The 16996-nt window shown below is 52.4% G+C and carries 14 protein-coding genes; all 14 read left to right on the forward strand.

What is annotated here, in order from left to right; translation table 11 throughout:
* The first annotated feature begins 16 nt into the window (after positions 1–16).
* The 14 genes from rpsR (at position 17) to F1381_RS03110 (ending at position 16889) form a co-directional block, all read left to right on the forward strand.
* Positions 17–289, forward strand: coding sequence for a 30S ribosomal protein S18 (rpsR, locus tag F1381_RS03045; RefSeq protein WP_019914552.1), 273 nt, complete (start codon positions 17–19; stop codon positions 287–289).
* A 146-nt stretch (positions 290–435) separates the two neighbouring features.
* Positions 436–810, forward strand: coding sequence for a VOC family protein (locus tag F1381_RS03050; RefSeq protein WP_151733356.1), 375 nt, complete (start codon positions 436–438; stop codon positions 808–810).
* 401 nt (positions 811–1211) lie between these two features.
* Positions 1212–3191, forward strand: coding sequence for an endonuclease MutS2 (locus tag F1381_RS03055; RefSeq protein WP_151733357.1), 1980 nt, complete (start codon positions 1212–1214; stop codon positions 3189–3191).
* 356 nt (positions 3192–3547) lie between these two features.
* Positions 3548–5170: an oligopeptide ABC transporter substrate-binding protein gene (opp4A, locus tag F1381_RS03060; RefSeq protein WP_246187894.1), complete on the forward strand. Its 1623-nt coding sequence runs from the start codon at positions 3548–3550 to the stop codon at positions 5168–5170.
* Positions 5171–5601: 431 nt separating this feature from the next.
* Positions 5602–6639: an LCP family protein gene (locus F1381_RS03065; protein WP_151733847.1), complete on the forward strand. Its 1038-nt coding sequence runs from the start codon at positions 5602–5604 to the stop codon at positions 6637–6639.
* Between the two features lie 191 nt (positions 6640–6830).
* Positions 6831–7256: a CBS domain-containing protein gene (locus F1381_RS03070; protein ID WP_151733359.1), complete on the forward strand. Its 426-nt coding sequence runs from the start codon at positions 6831–6833 to the stop codon at positions 7254–7256.
* A gap of 221 nt (positions 7257–7477) precedes the next feature.
* Positions 7478–7780 (forward strand): MazG-like family protein, encoded by a 303-nt coding sequence (locus tag F1381_RS03075; protein ID WP_187355209.1) that lies wholly within the window; start codon positions 7478–7480, stop codon positions 7778–7780.
* Between the two features lie 6 nt (positions 7781–7786).
* Positions 7787–8704 (forward strand): DUF2232 domain-containing protein, encoded by a 918-nt coding sequence (locus F1381_RS03080; protein WP_151733361.1) that lies wholly within the window; start codon positions 7787–7789, stop codon positions 8702–8704.
* An 11-nt stretch (positions 8705–8715) separates the two neighbouring features.
* Positions 8716–10725, forward strand: a complete 2010-nt coding sequence (locus F1381_RS03085) for a DHH family phosphoesterase (protein ID WP_151733362.1) — start codon at positions 8716–8718, stop codon at positions 10723–10725.
* Positions 10722–11168 carry a 50S ribosomal protein L9 gene (gene rplI, locus F1381_RS03090; protein ID WP_151733363.1) on the forward strand — a complete coding sequence of 149 codons (447 nt, stop codon included), beginning with the start codon at positions 10722–10724 and terminating at the stop codon, positions 11166–11168. The genes F1381_RS03085 and rplI overlap by 4 nt, the downstream gene beginning before the upstream one ends.
* Position 11169: 1 nt before the next feature.
* Positions 11170–12531 carry a replicative DNA helicase gene (dnaB, locus tag F1381_RS03095; protein WP_151733364.1) on the forward strand — a complete coding sequence of 454 codons (1362 nt, stop codon included), beginning with the start codon at positions 11170–11172 and terminating at the stop codon, positions 12529–12531.
* Between the two features lie 210 nt (positions 12532–12741).
* Positions 12742–14028, forward strand: a complete 1287-nt coding sequence (locus F1381_RS03100; RefSeq protein WP_151733848.1) for an adenylosuccinate synthase — start codon at positions 12742–12744, stop codon at positions 14026–14028.
* Positions 14029–14414: 386 nt separating this feature from the next.
* Positions 14415–15047: a hypothetical protein gene (locus tag F1381_RS03105; RefSeq protein WP_151733365.1), complete on the forward strand. Its 633-nt coding sequence runs from the start codon at positions 14415–14417 to the stop codon at positions 15045–15047.
* 309 nt (positions 15048–15356) lie between these two features.
* Entirely contained in the window at positions 15357–16889 is a 1533-nt protein-coding gene (locus tag F1381_RS03110; protein WP_151733366.1) for a M23 family metallopeptidase, read from the forward strand.
* Positions 16890–16996 lie beyond the last annotated feature (107 nt).

The raw sequence follows: 16996 nt of genomic DNA on the forward strand, positions 1-16996 counted from the left end.
AAGGACTGAAACGGACATGGCTTTCAAACAAAGAGAAGGCGGAGACAACGACAAGCGGCCAGCTCGTCGTGGTGGACGTAACAAGCGCAAGAAAGTGTGCTACTTCACTGTGAACAAAATTACTCACATTGACTATAAAGACACTGAGCTTCTGAAGAAGTTCATCAGCGAACGCGGCAAAATCTTGCCTCGTCGTGTAACTGGCACCAGTGCCAAGTACCAACGCGCTCTGACTATTGCTGTAAAGCGCTCGCGTCAAATCGCGCTGCTGCCTTACACAACAGAATAAGACGTATAATAACGAAGCAGCCGGATCATCCGGCTGCTTTTTTATATATAAGGGCAGAACTGGTAGTATAAGCTGGTTTCTTCGGATATAATCTAGAACGACAGTATAGACTGCTGCTACATCATAAACCAACTGGAGGCATACGAATGATCAGTGCAAGCCCCTATGTAATTATTGAACAGGTGCAGGAATCGGTGGAATATTACCAGAGTGTGCTGGGGGGAGACATTAAGGTGCTCAACGAGCATCAAGGCAAATGGCTGCATGCAGAGCTGCATTTGGGCCAGACGCTGATTCATTTCTCCGATGACTATGGGCGGGGTGCGAAGACAGAGAATGTCAGCATTATTCTGCATTTGGACACGGAAGAACAGCTTCAAGGTATATATGACAAGCTCAAGGCTGATGGCGGCAAAGTATCTGTAGAGTTGCAAAAAACCTTCTTCGGCGCGCTGCATGGACAGGTCTCCGATGTCAGAAACGGGATCACCTGGGTCATGAATTGCTTTATCGGCCATTGACGTACAGTATGTAATGTAGTAAATTACAAATATCCTAACCAAAGGGGAAATTTTGATGACGGGGTTCGTTCTTAACTAAGCAATTTCATATCACCCGATAGACTGGCAGTTCCGGTCCGCGAATGCGCGGCAGGGAGCTTTGTTAAAGTCTGTCAACCTGCAATTTATGCGGGTAAGGGTGGATGATTTAGTTAAGAACACGCGAAGCGTCAACATGGCCTCTTTAGGGCTATTGTTCTCTTTGTGATTAACCGTGCTCTTGCAGCACGGTTTTTTTGCGTTAAGGGAACATAGTCATAATGACAGGAGGGCAAGGACAGCCGCAGTGGCTGTCTTTGCCCTTTTTTTGCGTTAGGGCAGAAAATATTCGGGCTACAGGCATGAATAAAGGAGGAGCTAAAGTGAACGTACAACAATTGGATCAACTGGAATACGGTGTAATTAAAGAAGAATTGGCACGGTACGTTGTATCTTATGAAGGCAGGAGACAGGTGGACGAACTCGTTCCCATGATCTATCCCCCGGCGATCCAGCGGGCACTGGAGGAGACGGAGGAGGCCAGAGAGCTGCTGGATCGCGGAGCCAGCGTACCGATCCCTTCACTGGAAGGGATGGACGTTCTGATGTCGCTGCTCGGCAGCGGATATTTATTCTCGGAGCAGGAGCTTACGGCGCTGACCGTGTTTCTCGGAAGCTGCGCCCAACTGCGTAAGTATATGTCGACGAAGGAGCAGAGCTCACCGCGGGTTGCCTCCTACGCGGTTTCTCTGCAGGAGTTGAAGCCTCTCAAGGAGGAGATCGAGCGCTGTATCCGCTTTGGGGTCATTGAGACCCATGCCAGCAAGGGGCTGGAGCGGGCACGCAAGAAGCTGGCGGTAGCCAAGGAGCGGCTGCAGCGCAAGCTGGATGGGCTGATGGCACGCCACCGGTCGATTCTGCAGGAGAATCTGGTCAGTATGCGCGGCGGGCGATACGTCTTACCGGTAAAGAAGGAGTATTACAAGCTGATCAAGGGGGCGGTGCTGGATCAATCGACCAGCGGGCAGACGGTTTATGTGGAGCCGGATGAAATCGCCGCTCTGCAGGGCGAGCTGGAGCTGCTGGCTGCCGATGAGGCCAGGGAAGAGCACATCATTCTCGGCATGCTCAGCGGGCTTGTCGAACGGGAGCAGGCAGCCCTGGCCGGGAACATTGAGGTCACGGGAGTGTATGACTTTATTTTCGCTAAGGCGAAATATGCACGCACGCTAGGAGCAAGAAAGGCCGTATTGAATGACCGCGGGGTTCTGCGGATGAACGGTGGGCGTCATCCGCTCCTGGCGGGGATGATTCCGGTCAGTCTGGAATTCGGCCGCGGCTACAGGTCACTGATTATAACCGGACCGAACACAGGCGGAAAGACGGTAGTGCTGAAGACGGTCGGCCTGCTGGCGGCTATGCACCAATCCGGAATGCTTATCCCGGCAGAGGAAGGCAGCCAGTTTCCGGTCTTCACAGGGATATTCAGTGTCATTGGTGACGGGCAAAGCCTTACCCAGTCGCTGAGTACCTTCTCGGCACAAATGAGAAGCATAGAAGGTATGCTTCGCCAGGCAAGTCCCGGTGTGCTGCTGCTGATTGATGAGCTGGCGGCAGGCACCGATCCCGGGGAAGGCTTCGCATTGTCCATAGCCATCCTGGAGGAGCTGAACCGCCGGGGGGCCAATATCATTGTTACCACCCATTTCAATGAGCTCAAGGCCTTTGCGGCCGCAACAGCAGGCTTTGAGAACGCGCGGATGGAGTTCGATAAGAACTCGCTGCAGCCGCTTTACAAGCTGACGATAGGTGAAGCGGGCGAAAGCTATGCGCTGCAGATTGCCGGCAGGCTGGGAATTCCGGAAGCGGTCATCAAGCGCTCCGGAGAACTCATCGCCGGGCAGCGGGTGGATGGAGGAGCAGGGGGAGCCTGGCAGGGTACTGCGCAAGCGCCGGCCCGGTACTTGGATGACCGAAAGGAGCCGGGAGTCAACCTGCCTGATAATTCGCAAGCGGATAAGGCGGATGTGAAAGACACTACAGGCAGCGGATCTGCAGCTGCGAAAGCGGCCGCACCGGCCTTTGAGATCGGCGATGCGGTATATGTGACTTCGCTGGGCAAGAGCGGGATTGTGTATGCCAAACGGGACAGTATGGGAATGGTCGGCGTGATGGTGCAGAAGCACAAGCTGCGGATCAACCATAAGCGGCTGAAGCCTTACCTGTCCAAGGATGAACTGTATCCGGACGATTATGATTTTGATATTATTTTTGAGAGCAAGGAAAACCGCAAGAAACGCAAGCTGATGAGTAAGCGTCATGTAGAAGGACTGACCATTATTAAAGATGAGGATGACAACTGAAACATTCCTTAAAATCTGCCCTGAGCGGGCAGATTTTTTGCTTTCGCTGACTACAGCAGCCGACTGTACACCTGTACTGATGTCAAATGTATACTTCACAATACAGCGATTTTTGTTTATTCTCTATAATAGTATTAAATTTTCCGAAATTGAAATTTATGCAGTGCATGATATATAGATGATATAACAAAGGAAATGCTTACAAAAATAGACAGGATATAAAGCAAAGTGCCCAGCTTGCAGGAACAGAGGAAAGGAAGGCACAGATGCAGAAGCAGAAAATAATAGCAGCAGTACTTGTACTCGCATTTATACTTACGGCGTGTGCGGCATCAGGAACCTTCAGCCTGCCCGATATGGCAGTGCATGAGGAGAAGAATCAGCCCAAAGCAGGTGGAACAGCCACTTTTGCTTATACCTCGGCGTTTCAGGGATTGTTTGAGCCGGCATTTGTCGAGGGAGAAGATGACACAAATGTCCTGGAATTTATTACTGAAAGTATGTTTACAGTGAGGGACGATCTTACGACGGTACCCAATATCGCTTCCTGGCAGGAGTCGGAAGACCACACGGTATTTACGTTCAGGATTAAACCAGGCGTGCGCTGGCACAACGGCGATGAGCTGACAGTGGAAGACTGGAAGTTCGCCCTGGAGACGATTGCAAGTCCCGACTATACAGGGTCAAGATTTTACAGCGTGGAGATGATCAAGGGGGCCGATGCTTATCATGCGGGAACGGCCAAAGATATCTCCGGCATACAAGTGATCGACCCTTACACGCTGAAAATTACAATGAACTCCGCCCGCGTTAATACAATCACCAATCTTTGGCCGTACCCGATGAATAAGAAATATTACACCGGCGTGGCCGTCAAAGATATGCCGGACAGTGATCAGGTCCGCAAACAGCCGATTGGCATCGGTCCGTTTGAGGTCGTGAGCATCGAGCCCGGCCTGCAGGTGGTGATGCAGCGGTTCGACAATTACCACCGCGGCCAGGCTCTGCTGGATGGGGTAGTATACAAGGTTGTTGACGGAGGAGCGCTGACCGCGCTGATTGAGCAAGGAGAAGTGGATATCGCTGCAGCGCCGCGTGACCAGTTCTCTACCCTAAGCGGCAATCCGCAGATCAGCGTGCTGCAATCGCAGGAGCTGGCTTACGAATACATAGGCTTTAAGTTTGGACACTGGGATGAGAACTTACAGGAGAACGTAATGGACAATCCGAAGTTCACCGACAAGCGGTTGCGCCAGGCCATGTATTATGCGCTGGACCGCCGGAGCCTCATCGACGATTATTCCTACGGGCTGGGCAACCTGATCGAAACACCGATCCCCAGCTCCAGTTGGGCCAAAATTGCCGACGAAGAAATCAATACCTATCCGTATGATCCGGAAAAGGCAAAGTCTCTGCTCGATGAGGCCGGGTATAAGGATGTGGACGGAGACGGGCTGCGCGAAGATCCGCAGGGAAATCCGTTTAGAATCCGGTATGATGCCATGAGCGGAAGCACCAGCGCGGAAGCCAGGACAGAGGCCATTCTGCTGAATTGGTGGGAGGTTGGGCTTGATGTGCAGCTGAACGGCGGCGGGCTGAAGGAAATGAATGCTTTCTACGAAGCGGTGGAGCAGGATGAGCCGGACGTGGAATTGTTTAACGGCGTCTGGGGACTGGCTAGTGATCCTGATCCTACAGGTCTGTGGCGCCAGGATGATGTATGGAATTATCCGCGCTGGTATTCGGAGCGCAGCGACCACCTGATCAGCGAAGGCGTAAGCTCAAAAGCCTATGATCCGAAATACCGTAAGCAGATTTACAACGAATGGCAGAAACTAATTAATGAAGAGGTACCGGTGATCTTTATTGCCGAACGGACAAGAATCACCGCAGTGAGTAACCGTCTGCAGGGGGTGAGGGTTAACTCCATGAGCATTATTTTGGAGCCGTACAAATGGTGGATTGATGAATCAAAGTAGACGATATGCAGGACCGGAAGCGCAGCTTCCGGTCCTCTTTGTAAGCCTGCGGACTGAATATCCCGGAGATAAATATATTGACCAAAGTAAAACAATTCGGTGTTTTGACCGTCATATACTATAACAACATAAGGTAAGGCATACAATAGTGGGCAGAATGTTGTCGTTATTTGTTGTTTCTTTTTATGTGCAGAGTGATTACAATAGAAATATTGTTTGTGTGTCAAAGGTCATTTCCAGGTTTATTCTACAATCATAGGCGACCCTAATTCCTGAAAGGGGGAACACTAACAGCCGGAAGGGGAGCAAGACAACTGAGAACAGCCCAAGTCATGAGTGCCTGGAAGCGCAGGCAAGCATTATAAATAGATTGCAGGCTTATTAAGTAGCCTGTATATTCCATCATAAAAGAAGGTCTGACCATGAAAAAAATGAAATTGAAGAAAAGGTATATCATACCTCTTATTGTTCTTGTACTGATCGTGGCCGGAGGCTTTCTGTTCCGCAAGCCGCTGACGGTACTTGCCTTTGATCTGTTCCTGGCGGATCAGGTTGAGGATAAATTACAGCAGGAATCCTATCAACCGCTGGATCAGGACACCAAAGTGAATGAGCAGGTGAAGCCGGAACCGGTTGCCCTGGAAAGCGACCCGTTCTCTGTCATGCTGCTGGGTACCGACCAGCGGGACAACGAGGTTGCCCGCTCGGATACAATGATCTACGCGGTTATCCGCCCCGAGGATTACAAAGTGCTGCTGATCTCCATTCCACGTGATACGTATACTGAAATCATCGGGTATAAAGATAATAAATTGGACAAAATCACGCATGCTTATGCCTTTGGCGGACAGCAGATGGCTAAGGACACGCTGGAAGCGCTGCTCGAACATGATATTCAGTACTACGCAACGATCAATTTCCAGGGTCTGAAGGATGCAGTCGACGCCATCGGCGGCCTGCCGCTGCCTATCAAGAAGGATATTGAAAATAAAGGGGCAGACCACGAGAAGTTTACGATTGAAGGCGGCAAGTCCAGCTATAACGGCCAAGAATCGCTGAATTATACGCGGTACCGCGAGGACAGCGACTTTAATCGTACGAAACGCCAGCAGGTCTTTATTGATGTGTTCGCGAATAAAATGTTATCCATCAGCCAAATCGGAAAAATTCCCGAGTTGCTGGAAATTATGGGCGACAATTTCAAAACCGATATCGAGCCCTCTACCATCATCAGTCTGGCGAAGAAATTCATGAGCGGCAAGGACATGGATATCTCCAGCTTTACGGTAATGGGTGAAGGCAAACGTATCAACGGTTTGTATTACGATATTGCGGATGAAGAGGATCTGAATGAAGCCAGAACGATGATCGACAATTGGATGAATCCGGGCACGCCGGTCAGCCAGCTGATTGAGCCGGGCAAGGCGGCTAATGCGCTTGAACCCAAAGCAACTGCCGAAGCCCAGTAAGAACCCCGGGATAGCACCAAATATAGATAAGCAGACAGCAGCCATGGAAAAAGTCAGTGGCTGCTGCTTATTGTCTCGGGATGGTATAATAACGAAGTGGAACGTATTCCCTGGCTGTTACGTATGAGCAAAGGGATGCTTCTGCCGAATTACGAATTAATCCCTTCGTACTCTTTGAGGAGGATCAAGAGATGAATATTGCGTTTTTCCTGCTTCCCAAACAGGAAGTGGCTTGCGTGACCCTTGACTCCACGCTGCGCCAGACACTGGAGCGGATGGAGTTTCACCGTTATACGGCGGTGCCGATACTTACCCGGAGCGGAGAATATGCCGGTACGGTTACGGAAGGCGATTTGCTGTGGTATATGAAGGATTCAGAAGGCGAGGTTACTTTTGAAAACGCCTCTAAGTATTTGCTGAAGGATGTTCCCTTACGCGTGAATAACCGTCCTGTATCGATTGAGGCTGACATGGAGGACCTCATCAAGCTGGCTAAAGTGCAGAACTTTGTCCCGGTGGTCGATGATATGAATAAATTCATCGGTATTGTCCGCCGCAGCCAAATCATTGAATATTGCGAAAATGTGGTCGCCCGCCAGTCACAGGAATCCGTATAGCTTATCTGCTGTGACTGAGCAAAGGCATGCCAATCAGGCCTGTACTTCCGAAAGTGGCGGAAATGCGGGCCTTTTTCGAGAACGGGATCCTGTTTCCGGGAGTGTCCATCGCACGGTGACCCGGCTGAATTCCTGCACCCGGATGCTCCAGTGTAGCCCGGATATATTTATGCTATAATGGAGAATAATGCTTTTTCCGGAGGTAGAGAGACGTGCCCAATGTGCCAAAGGACCTCGATGTAGCCAAACGCGCCAAAGTAATTGAGTGGTTGAAGACCGAAGTGATCGATCAGGTCTCCCGGCTGTTCAAAGCAATGTGGGAAGGCAGCACAGCCCGGGTAGGCGACAGCCTGGCCAGCCTGGTGATGAGTTCCTATATTCTGGGGCGCAGACTCGGCCTTTCTTACCGCGAGCTTGATGACCTGCTGCTGGAAAAGCTGCGAAAACATAGGCAGGAAGGACATCAGCTTGAAGAATGGTATCAGGATATATCTGCATTAGAAGAACATATGCGTAAGAGGTGAATACTGTTGAAATTTCGCTGGACATCCGTGGCTTGGAGCATCGTTTACCTGCTACTACTGCTGTCCTTGTCAACCCCGCTGCTCATTATCACCACACTATTCATGTTTATTCCGGCCGTGGTGCTCTTTACTGCTCTAAATACAAAACAGTTTATCTTACATGTGCTTCCGGTGCTGCTGATCGTCGGGCTCATTTCGCCGGTGTATGTTCTGCTCGCCGTCTATTTTTTGATTCCGGCGCTCGTGATGGGACGCTGGTATAAGAAGCGTGCCTCCGCAATGTCCACGATTCTTGCCGGCATGTTTGCCATATTAGGTGAGTATTTACTGATTCTGCTGCTCGGGACGCTGCTGTTTAATTTTGACCTTTCCACATATGTCAATGACATGATGCAGACTGCGCTGGCTCCGTTGACCGATCTCGGTACGGCCAATCCGCTGATGAATGATCTCGGGTTCACCTCGGCGGATGTTCACACCCTCAGTTATTGGACGGTTCAGATTATTCCGATGACGCTCATAGTGAGCTCTTTTCTGCTCTCGGTCATTACCCATTCCATTGTCCGCCCGATTCTAAACAGCATGGAGTACGCTGTACCCAAGCTGAAGCCGGCCCGTGAATGGAGATTGCCGCGTTCTTTTATCTGGTATTATTTGATCGGCGTGGTGATCACCTTGTTGTTCGGCAGTGCGGAAAGCGGCTTTATGTCGATGATAACAGCGAACCTGCTGCCGCTCTTACGGATCGTCTTCAAGATTCAGACTATCGGCTTTCTGTTCTTCCTGGTCTATGAACGTAAATGGAGCAAGGCCGTGGCGCTGGTGCTGTCCATTCCGGTCATCCTGTTTCCGGGGCTCTGGATTATCGGGGTCATTGATCTGGCGATGCCGCTGAGACAGCTTATAACGAAATCGAAACGATAGGGTGAGAGCTCATGCCTAAATTTCTGCTGCGGCGCTGGCACGGCTACCATACCGTCTGGGCATTTATGCTGCTGCTGGTCCTGATTATTGTGGTCAGTATCTACAATTGGGTCCTGGGTGTGGCCAGCCTTTTTCTGGCCGGTACCATGTGCTTCTCTATGCTGAAGGCGGAAATTTCGTTCCGGCGCAATCTGGTGGAGTATATTAACGGGCTATCCTTCCGGATTAAAAGGGTGGAGGGTGAAGCGGTCAGCATGCTGCCGCTGGGGATTATGCTATACGGCGAGGACCGCACCGTAGAGTGGCATAACCGCAATGCCGGGGAGATCTTTGCCCGTAAGACGCTAGTGGGTGAAGCGCTGCAGGAATTGATGCCGGATATTATGGCTTCTGTGTCAGGGAATCCGGCGCATAAGCGGGATGGCAAAGATAAAGAGCAGGGTATTAAAGAGATTAGACAAGAAATTACGGTCAATGACCGTTATTATCAGGTTGTAATTATTCAGAGCGAACGTTTGCTGTATCTATACGATATCACCGAGCTGGTGGTGCTGCGGGAGCGGTACGAGGAAGAGAAGCTGGCGATCGGGATTGTCATGATGGACAATCTGGATGAGGCGGCGCAGGGCATGGATGATCAGCAGCGCACTTCTCTGATTGCCAAGGTAGCGAGCGAAATCACCGAATGGAGCAAGATGTTCGATGTATATCTCCGCCGCCTGTCTTCAGAGCGGTATCTGATGCTGCTGAATCACCGTAGTCTGCAGGCGCTCGAGGAGAGCCGGTTTGTCATTCTTGACGAGGTCCGCGAGATGACAGCCGACCTCAAGGTACCGATGACGCTCAGCATCGGGCTGGCATACGGCGCTGAATCGGCCAGCGAGCTGGGCGCGCTGGCGCAGTCCAGTCTCGACATGGCTTTGGGCCGGGGGGGAGACCAGGCGGCCGTCAAGGCAGGCCAGCGCCTCTCCTTCTATGGCGGCAAGAGCAATGCCGCCGAGAAACGCACGAGAGTGCGGGCCCGGGTCATCGCCCATGCGCTCCGCGATCTGATGCAGGAGAGCGACCGGGTGCTGATTATGGGGCACCGGATACCGGATATCGACGCGGTCGGCGCCTCCATCGGGCTGCTTAAGGCCGCGCAGATGTACAATGTGGAAGCAAGCATCGTGATGGAGCCGCCCAACCCGTCGATTACCCGGATGATGGAGCAGATCCGCAAAGATGATGAATTGTACAAGTCCTTTGTCACTCCTGAGCAGGCACTGCAGATGATGACCGAGCATACACTGCTCATTGTTGTCGATACCCATAAAGCCTCGATGACGATGGAGGCACGTCTGGTCCATTATGCCAGCCGGATCGTGGTGGTGGATCATCACCGCCGGGGCGAGGAGTTCATCAACGATGCGGTGCTTGTCTACCTGGAGCCGTATGCGTCCTCTACCTGCGAGCTGGTCACGGAGCTGCTGCAATACATCCATGATAAGATCAGGCTCAGTCCGCTTGAGGCCACCATGCTGCTGGCGGGGATTACGGTGGATACGAAGCATTTTGCCCTTCATACGGGCTCGCGTACGTTTGAAGCGGCCGGGTTCCTGCGCCGGATTGGCGCGGATACGGTTCTTATCCAGCGTATGCTGAAGGAAGACCTGCAGGAGTATATCTCCAAAGCGGAAATTATTAAGAATGCCCGGATGATTTACGACAATATCGCTCTGGTCGTAGCGGAGCCGGGCAAGAAGATCCCGCAGCTTCTAATCGCCCAGACGGCGGATACGCTGCTGGGAATGACGAATGTGGTCGCCTCGTTCGTCATCAGCGAGCGGCCGGATGGCCTGATCGGCATCAGTGCCCGCTCGCTTGGACGGATGAATGTCCAAGTGGTTATGGAGAAGCTGGGCGGCGGCGGACATTTAACCAATGCTGCAGTCCAGCTGGAAGGAACAAGCAAGGAAGCAGAAGCCAGACTGCTTGAAGTGCTGGCGGAAATTGAAGCGAAAGAGGGGCTTTTCGAATGAAGGTCATTTTCATAAAAGATGTGAAGGGTCAAGGCAAAAAAGGACAAGTTAAAGAGGTATCGGAAGGCTACGCTACGAACTTCCTGCTGCCGCGCGGACTGGTGCGTCCAGCGACAGATGGCAACGTGAAGACGCTGGAGAACCAGGCGGCAGCCGAACAGCGCAAGAAGGAGCAGGAGAAGGAAGAGGCCCAGCAGCTCGGCAAGAAGCTGGATGAGCTGACCCTGACCATCAAGGCAAAGGCCGGTGAAGGCGGACGTCTCTTCGGCGCCATTACCAGCAAGCAGATTGCTGAAGCGCTGGCAGCGGTGAACGGCATTGTCATCGACAAGCGCAAGATTGAATTGAATGATCCGATCCGTCATATCGGCACGTTTCTGGTTAATGTGAAATTGCATTCCGAAGTGAAAGCCCGGTTCACGGTTCAGGTTACGGAGGAGTAAGATGGGCGGAGATCTCTTTTTCGATCGGGTTCCTCCCCAGAACCTGGAGGCGGAGCAGGCTGTCATCGGTGCCGTTCTGCTGCAGGATGAAGCGCTGATCACAGCGATGGAGCGGGTGAATCCCGAAGATTTCTACGACAAGGCGCATCAAATGATTTTTGATGCCATGATACAGCTCGGAGAAGAGAACCAGCCGATCGATCTAGTTACGCTAACGTCAAGGCTACAGGATAAGGGAGAGCTCGAGGACATCGGCGGAGTCAGCTATCTGGCCAAGCTGGCGCATGCAGTACCGACTGCGGCTAACGTCGATTATTACGCCCAGATTATTGAAGAGAAGGCAATGCTGCGGCGGCTGATCCGTACCGCGACCCAGATTGTGAGCGAAGGCTACACTGGCGGCGAAGACGTCGGCATTATGCTGAGCGACGCCGAGCGGCGGATTCTCGAGATTTCTAACCGGCGGAGCGGCAGCGGGTTCATTGCTATCCGTGATGTGGTAATGGAGGTCTTCGAGCGCGTTGAACTGCTGCATCAGAATAAAGGCAATACCTCGGGGATTCCGTCGGGGTTCGCCGACCTGGACAAGATGACGAACGGTTTCCAGCGAAACGACCTGATTATCGTGGCGGCGCGTCCTTCCGTCGGCAAGACGGCGTTCGCGCTTAACATTGCCCAGAATGTGGCGGTCCGCGCCAAAGAGACCGTAGCGATCTTCAGTCTGGAAATGTCGGCGGCCCAGCTGGTGCAGCGTATGATTTGTGCCGAGGCTAATCTTGACGCCAATATTATGCGTACCGGTGAGTTTAAGAACGATGACGACTGGTCCAAGCTTACCATGGGAATCGCCTCGCTGGCCGAATCGGAGATCTATATCGATGATACGCCGGGCGTTACGGTCACCGATATCCGGGCCAAATGCCGGCGGCTGAAGAAGGAGAAGGGGCTGGGGATGATTGTCATCGACTACCTGCAGCTCATTCAGGGCCGCGGCAAACCGGGCGAGAACCGCCAGCAGGAAGTCTCGGAAATCTCCCGTACGCTGAAGCAGATTGCCCGCGAGCTGGATGTTCCGGTCATTGCCCTGTCTCAGCTTAGCCGCGGGGTAGAGCAGCGGCAGGACAAGCGGCCGATGATGAGTGACCTTCGTGAATCTGGCTCCATAGAGCAGGACGCCGATATCGTAGCGTTCCTGTACCGTGATGATTACTATAATCAGGAGACCGAGAAGAAGAACATCATCGAAATCATCATTGCCAAACAGCGTAACGGCCCGGTAGGCACAGTAGAGCTGGTATTTTTGAAAAATTTCAACAAATTCGTCAACTACGAGCGGGCTCATGCGGAGCCGTTTGCAGGTTAGGCGATTTCCGCACAATATCCGAACGATCACACTTTTTATGGTGTGATCGTTCGTTTTTATTTGACTTTGAAAAGTCGCACTGGTACACTGATTATTGTGCTTTAGCGGGTTAAACCGCTTGGTGTCCGGAGGGCGGCGTACATAAGAAGCCTGTGCGGAGCCCATATTATGAAAAATAATGGTGCTGCCAGCACCTACGGAGGAATGAACATGTCAACGGTAGTCGTCGTGGGAACACAATGGGGAGACGAAGGCAAAGGGAAAATCACGGATTTTCTGGCGGAAAGCGCAGATGTGGTCGCCAGATATCAAGGAGGTAACAATGCCGGTCACACGATTCTGATTGACGGAAAGAAGTTCAAGCTGAGCTTGATTCCATCGGGTGTATTTTATAAAGAGAAGACCTGCGTTATCGGCAACGGGATGGTTATCAATCCGGAGGCGCTGATTCAAGAGATTAATTATATTCATGAGAACGGCTTTGACACTAAGAACCTGGTGATCAGCGACCGCGCCCATGTCATTATGCCATATCATATGCTGCTGGATGCACTGGAAGAAGACCGAAAGGGGCCGAACAAGATCGGCACTACCCGTAAGGGCATCGGCCCGGCCTACATGGACAAGGCGGCCCGCAACGGAATCCGTATCGCCGATCTGATGGATGCCGAAGAGTTCGAGCTGAGACTGCGCCATCTGATGCAGGAAAAGAACCAGATTATCACGCAGGTATACGGAGCAGATCCTCTTGAGGTTGAAGAGGTGCTGACGAAATATCTGGGCTATGCGGAAGTGCTGCGCAGCTATGTGACCGACACTTCGGTGGTGCTGAACGATGCTATCGACGCGGATTCCAAAGTGCTGTTCGAAGGTGCACAAGGGGTAATGCTTGACATCGACCAAGGTACTTATCCGTTTGTAACGTCCTCCAATCCTTCGGCAGGAGGCGTATGCATCGGTTCCGGCGTTGGCCCGTCGAAGATCAAGCAGGTTATCGGTGTTGCCAAATCGTATACGACCCGTGTCGGCGACGGACCGTTCCCTACTGAACTGAATGATTCGATCGGTGATTACATCCGTGAGACCGGCCATGAGTACGGCACCGTAACTGGACGCCCGCGCCGGGTGGGTTGGTTCGACAGCGTGGTGGTGCGTCATGCGCGCCGTGTCAGCGGAATCACCGGCTTGTCGCTGAATTCACTGGACGTGCTGAGCGGACTGGAAACGGTAAAGATCTGCACCGGCTATAAATACCGGGGCGAGGTTATTACTCATTATCCGGCCAGCCTCAAAATGCTGGCGGAATGCGAAGCAGTGTACGAAGAACTGCCGGGCTGGAGCGAGGATATCACTTCGGCTAAGACGCTGGAAGACCTTCCGGCCAATACCCGCCGTTACGTGGAGCGTGTAGCTGAATTGACCGGTATCCCGATTGCCATCTTCTCGGTAGGCCGTAACCGCGAGCAGACCAACCAGGTACTGCCGATTTACGAATAATGATACGCTGATTGTGAAAGAGACCCGTGCCGGGTCTCTTTTTTTTGCGTTAACCGGGAGTGATCCGCCGCAAAGTACCCGGATTAGCTCCAGTGAATCGCCATCACTTTGTGGGGCAGGATGTTGGGGTCCCCGCAAAGTACCCGGATTAGCTTCGGTGGATCAACATCACTTTGTGGGGCAGGATGTTGGGGTCCCCGCAAAGTACCCGGATTAGCATCAGTGTATCGCCATCACTTTGTGGGGCAGGTTGTTGGGGTCCCCGCAAAGTACCCGGATTAGCTTCGGTGGATCAACATCACTTTGTGGGGTTGAGATAGGTTTCCCTCTGCTGCTTCCAGTCAATACTGGAAGAATAGGAAGGCAGATGCGAGGGAGTGAAGAAGATGAAATTGCTGAAACGTGCGTTGGGAGTGTGCCTGATCGTCGTATTGGCCAGCGCATTGTCTGTTGCGACTACGGCCATAGTCGTACAGACCTATATCCAATCCGTGCTGAGCGGCCTTGGTATTGATCTGGGTACGCCCGGGCCGGGAATCGGCGGGCTGGTGCAGGCGATTACCGGTACAGGCGACAACAGCGGAGGGCAACAAGAAGATACCGGCAGCGGCACGGGGGCTCAGGAAAGCGGGGCTGTCTCTGAGGGCGGCCAGGACACCGAAGAACCGGCCGAGGAGGAGGTGCCGGAGAACTCCATACCGGTCATGGGCGGGGTAAGCAGCACGGAGACGCAAGGGGGAGGCAACGTGCTCGACCAGCAGCTGGTTATGACGCCGGAGGCTATGGGCGAGATGAAGGACAGCCTGCCTTCCTCGGAGAAAGCCAGTATTTTTAATATATTAATGAATAAGCTGCCGCAGGAGGAAATGCAGAAGATCTCTACGGCGATGGAAGACGGCTTAACAGAGAGTGAAGTTAAGGAACTACAGGATATTATTGCTAAGTACGTGGAATCTGAGGAATATGATCAGTTAATGAAAATGCTTACACCAAATATTAACGAAAGCGACGGCAACTGAAAATTGTCACTTTTTGGACACAGCAACCCTGTTTAAAGCCTATATTTACGGACAAAACCCGCGAAAATCGCGGGTTTTGTCATGATAACCAAGTTGAAATCGTTCAAGCGGCTATGGTACAGTAAAAAAGGACTAGCAGGGGTTAATTTTTTGTAACCTTTTTGTTATTAAAAATTTATAAATCCCGGAAGACTCAGACTCACACAAAACTATAAATATAGACGCAGCAATTATATATATAAGGGGTCGTACAACAAGCTTGGACATCCTGGTTGTGGCAGAGAGGGATGGGCTGAAAGGGAGAGTTTCATGAAAGGATTTAAGTTTATGCGTGGGACGGGGAAACTGCAGGATCCTGCAGGGTTCAGCGCAGAAGAGCGGCCGGATAACGGTGCTTCCGGGCAAACTCATGTCTACGTTCAAGAAACCAGATCCCGCAGGTTGCGGCGCTCCTGGATTGTGGCTTCCGCCGGACTGGTGCTGGTGAGCGCATTTTTGATCGGAGCAGAGAAGAAGTATGTGACCGCAAATACGGAAACTTATTACAAGGTGCTGGTCAAAGGCCAGGAGGTCGGCAAGATCTATCAGCAGGCGGACCTCAATCAGTTGTTTGAGGAGAAACGGGAGGAATATCAGCAAAAGTATCCTGATTCGGTGATGGTGCTCCAAACAGAAGGCATTACGACAGAGCAGGAGCAGGCATTCAAGCCGGAAGTGGACAGCGAAGCGACACTGAAGAAGCTGGACGGCATGCTTAAGGCGTATGCGATTGGTGTGCAGCTGACCGTAGACGGGGAAGCACTGGGCATTGTCAAAGACCAGGAGACGGCGAATGCGGTTCTGGAGGCCGTCAAGCAGCATTATGCGCCGCAGGCTGTCGCCAGCGCCGGTGTTACCCTGATGAAGACAGCGGCATCAAGTTCGGTGTCCGCCGCAGATTCGGACAAGCTGGAATCGGCTGAAATTCGCGAAGAGGTCTCGATTGTTCCAGTCAAAGCTGACCCCAACAAGGTGCTGACCGTGGAAGAGGCCGTCAAGACACTGACGGAAGGCGATGAAGAACCGCTCGTCTATACTGTGCAGGAGGGCGACACCGTTTCAGCTATTGCCACACGTTTCGGAATTACACAGGATGAGATCTTCCGCAATAACCCTGCCGTTAAGGAATTGACTCTGCAGATCGGCGATGAGCTGCAGCTGACGGTGCCGCAGCCTGATCTGACGGTGGTCACTGTCGAGCAGGTGACGGAGCAGGTCGTGACCGAGCCGGAGGTTGAAATCCGCAAGAGCGACCAGCTGGCTGCCGGTAAACGCAAGGTTGTGCGTCCGGGCCAGACGGGACTGAAGGAAATGCAGTACCGTGTCACCAAGGAGAACGGCATTGTCGTTAAGGAAGAGTGGCTGGGCCAGACGGTTGTGAAGGCTTCACTGCCGGAAGTGGTCTACAGCGGCACCAAAGTTGTCGGTGAGGGAACGGGCATGTTCGCCTGGCCGGTCAGCGGCGCATCGATTTCCAGCAGCTTCGGCGAACGCTGGGGCCGCGCCCATAAGGGCGTCGATCTCGTCTCCGGTAACCGGACGATTAAGGCCGCCGACGCCGGGGTCGTCACCTTTGCCGGAACGCAAAGCGGCTATGGCAACGTGGTTATCGTCAATCATAAGAACGGCTATGTAACTTATTACGGACACTTGAAGAGCATCTCGGTATCGGTCGGCCAGAAGCTGTCTCAGGGCAGCAAGATCGGCATTATGGGCAGCACCGGGCGTTCGACAGGCACACACCTGCATTTTGAAATCCGCAAGAACGGCACGGCCGTCAATCCGATGAAGTATTTGAAATAATCCTACTGAAATCATCCAATATTTTTATGAGCCGCCCGGATTTTCCGGGCGGCTCACTTGTTTCATGGGATGTGACGCCCGGTCAGGTATGTTAGAATAAAGGGAAA

Source organism: Paenibacillus tengchongensis, from assembly GCF_008973665.1.
Lineage (GTDB): Bacteria > Bacillota > Bacilli > Paenibacillales > Paenibacillaceae > Paenibacillus_AQ > Paenibacillus_AQ tengchongensis.

Bases quoted from the DNA above. Each gene is read 5' to 3' on its own strand.
- rpsR (WP_019914552.1), top strand. From the start codon at position 17: ATGGCTTTCAAACAAAGAGAAGGCGGAGACAACGACAAGCGGCCAGCT.
- F1381_RS03050 (WP_151733356.1), top strand. From the start codon at position 436: ATGATCAGTGCAAGCCCCTATGTAATTATTGAACAGGTGCAGGAATCG.
- opp4A (WP_246187894.1), top strand. From the start codon at position 3,548: ATGGCAGTGCATGAGGAGAAGAATCAGCCCAAAGCAGGTGGAACAGCC.
- F1381_RS03065 (WP_151733847.1), top strand. From the start codon at position 5,602: ATGAAATTGAAGAAAAGGTATATCATACCTCTTATTGTTCTTGTACTG.
- F1381_RS03070 (WP_151733359.1), top strand. From the start codon at position 6,831: ATGAATATTGCGTTTTTCCTGCTTCCCAAACAGGAAGTGGCTTGCGTG.
- F1381_RS03085 (WP_151733362.1), top strand. From the start codon at position 8,716: ATGCCTAAATTTCTGCTGCGGCGCTGGCACGGCTACCATACCGTCTGG.
- rplI (WP_151733363.1), top strand. From the start codon at position 10,722: ATGAAGGTCATTTTCATAAAAGATGTGAAGGGTCAAGGCAAAAAAGGA.
- dnaB (WP_151733364.1), top strand. From the start codon at position 11,170: ATGGGCGGAGATCTCTTTTTCGATCGGGTTCCTCCCCAGAACCTGGAG.
- F1381_RS03100 (WP_151733848.1), top strand. From the start codon at position 12,742: ATGTCAACGGTAGTCGTCGTGGGAACACAATGGGGAGACGAAGGCAAA.
- F1381_RS03105 (WP_151733365.1), top strand. From the start codon at position 14,415: ATGAAATTGCTGAAACGTGCGTTGGGAGTGTGCCTGATCGTCGTATTG.
- F1381_RS03110 (WP_151733366.1), top strand. From the start codon at position 15,357: ATGAAAGGATTTAAGTTTATGCGTGGGACGGGGAAACTGCAGGATCCT.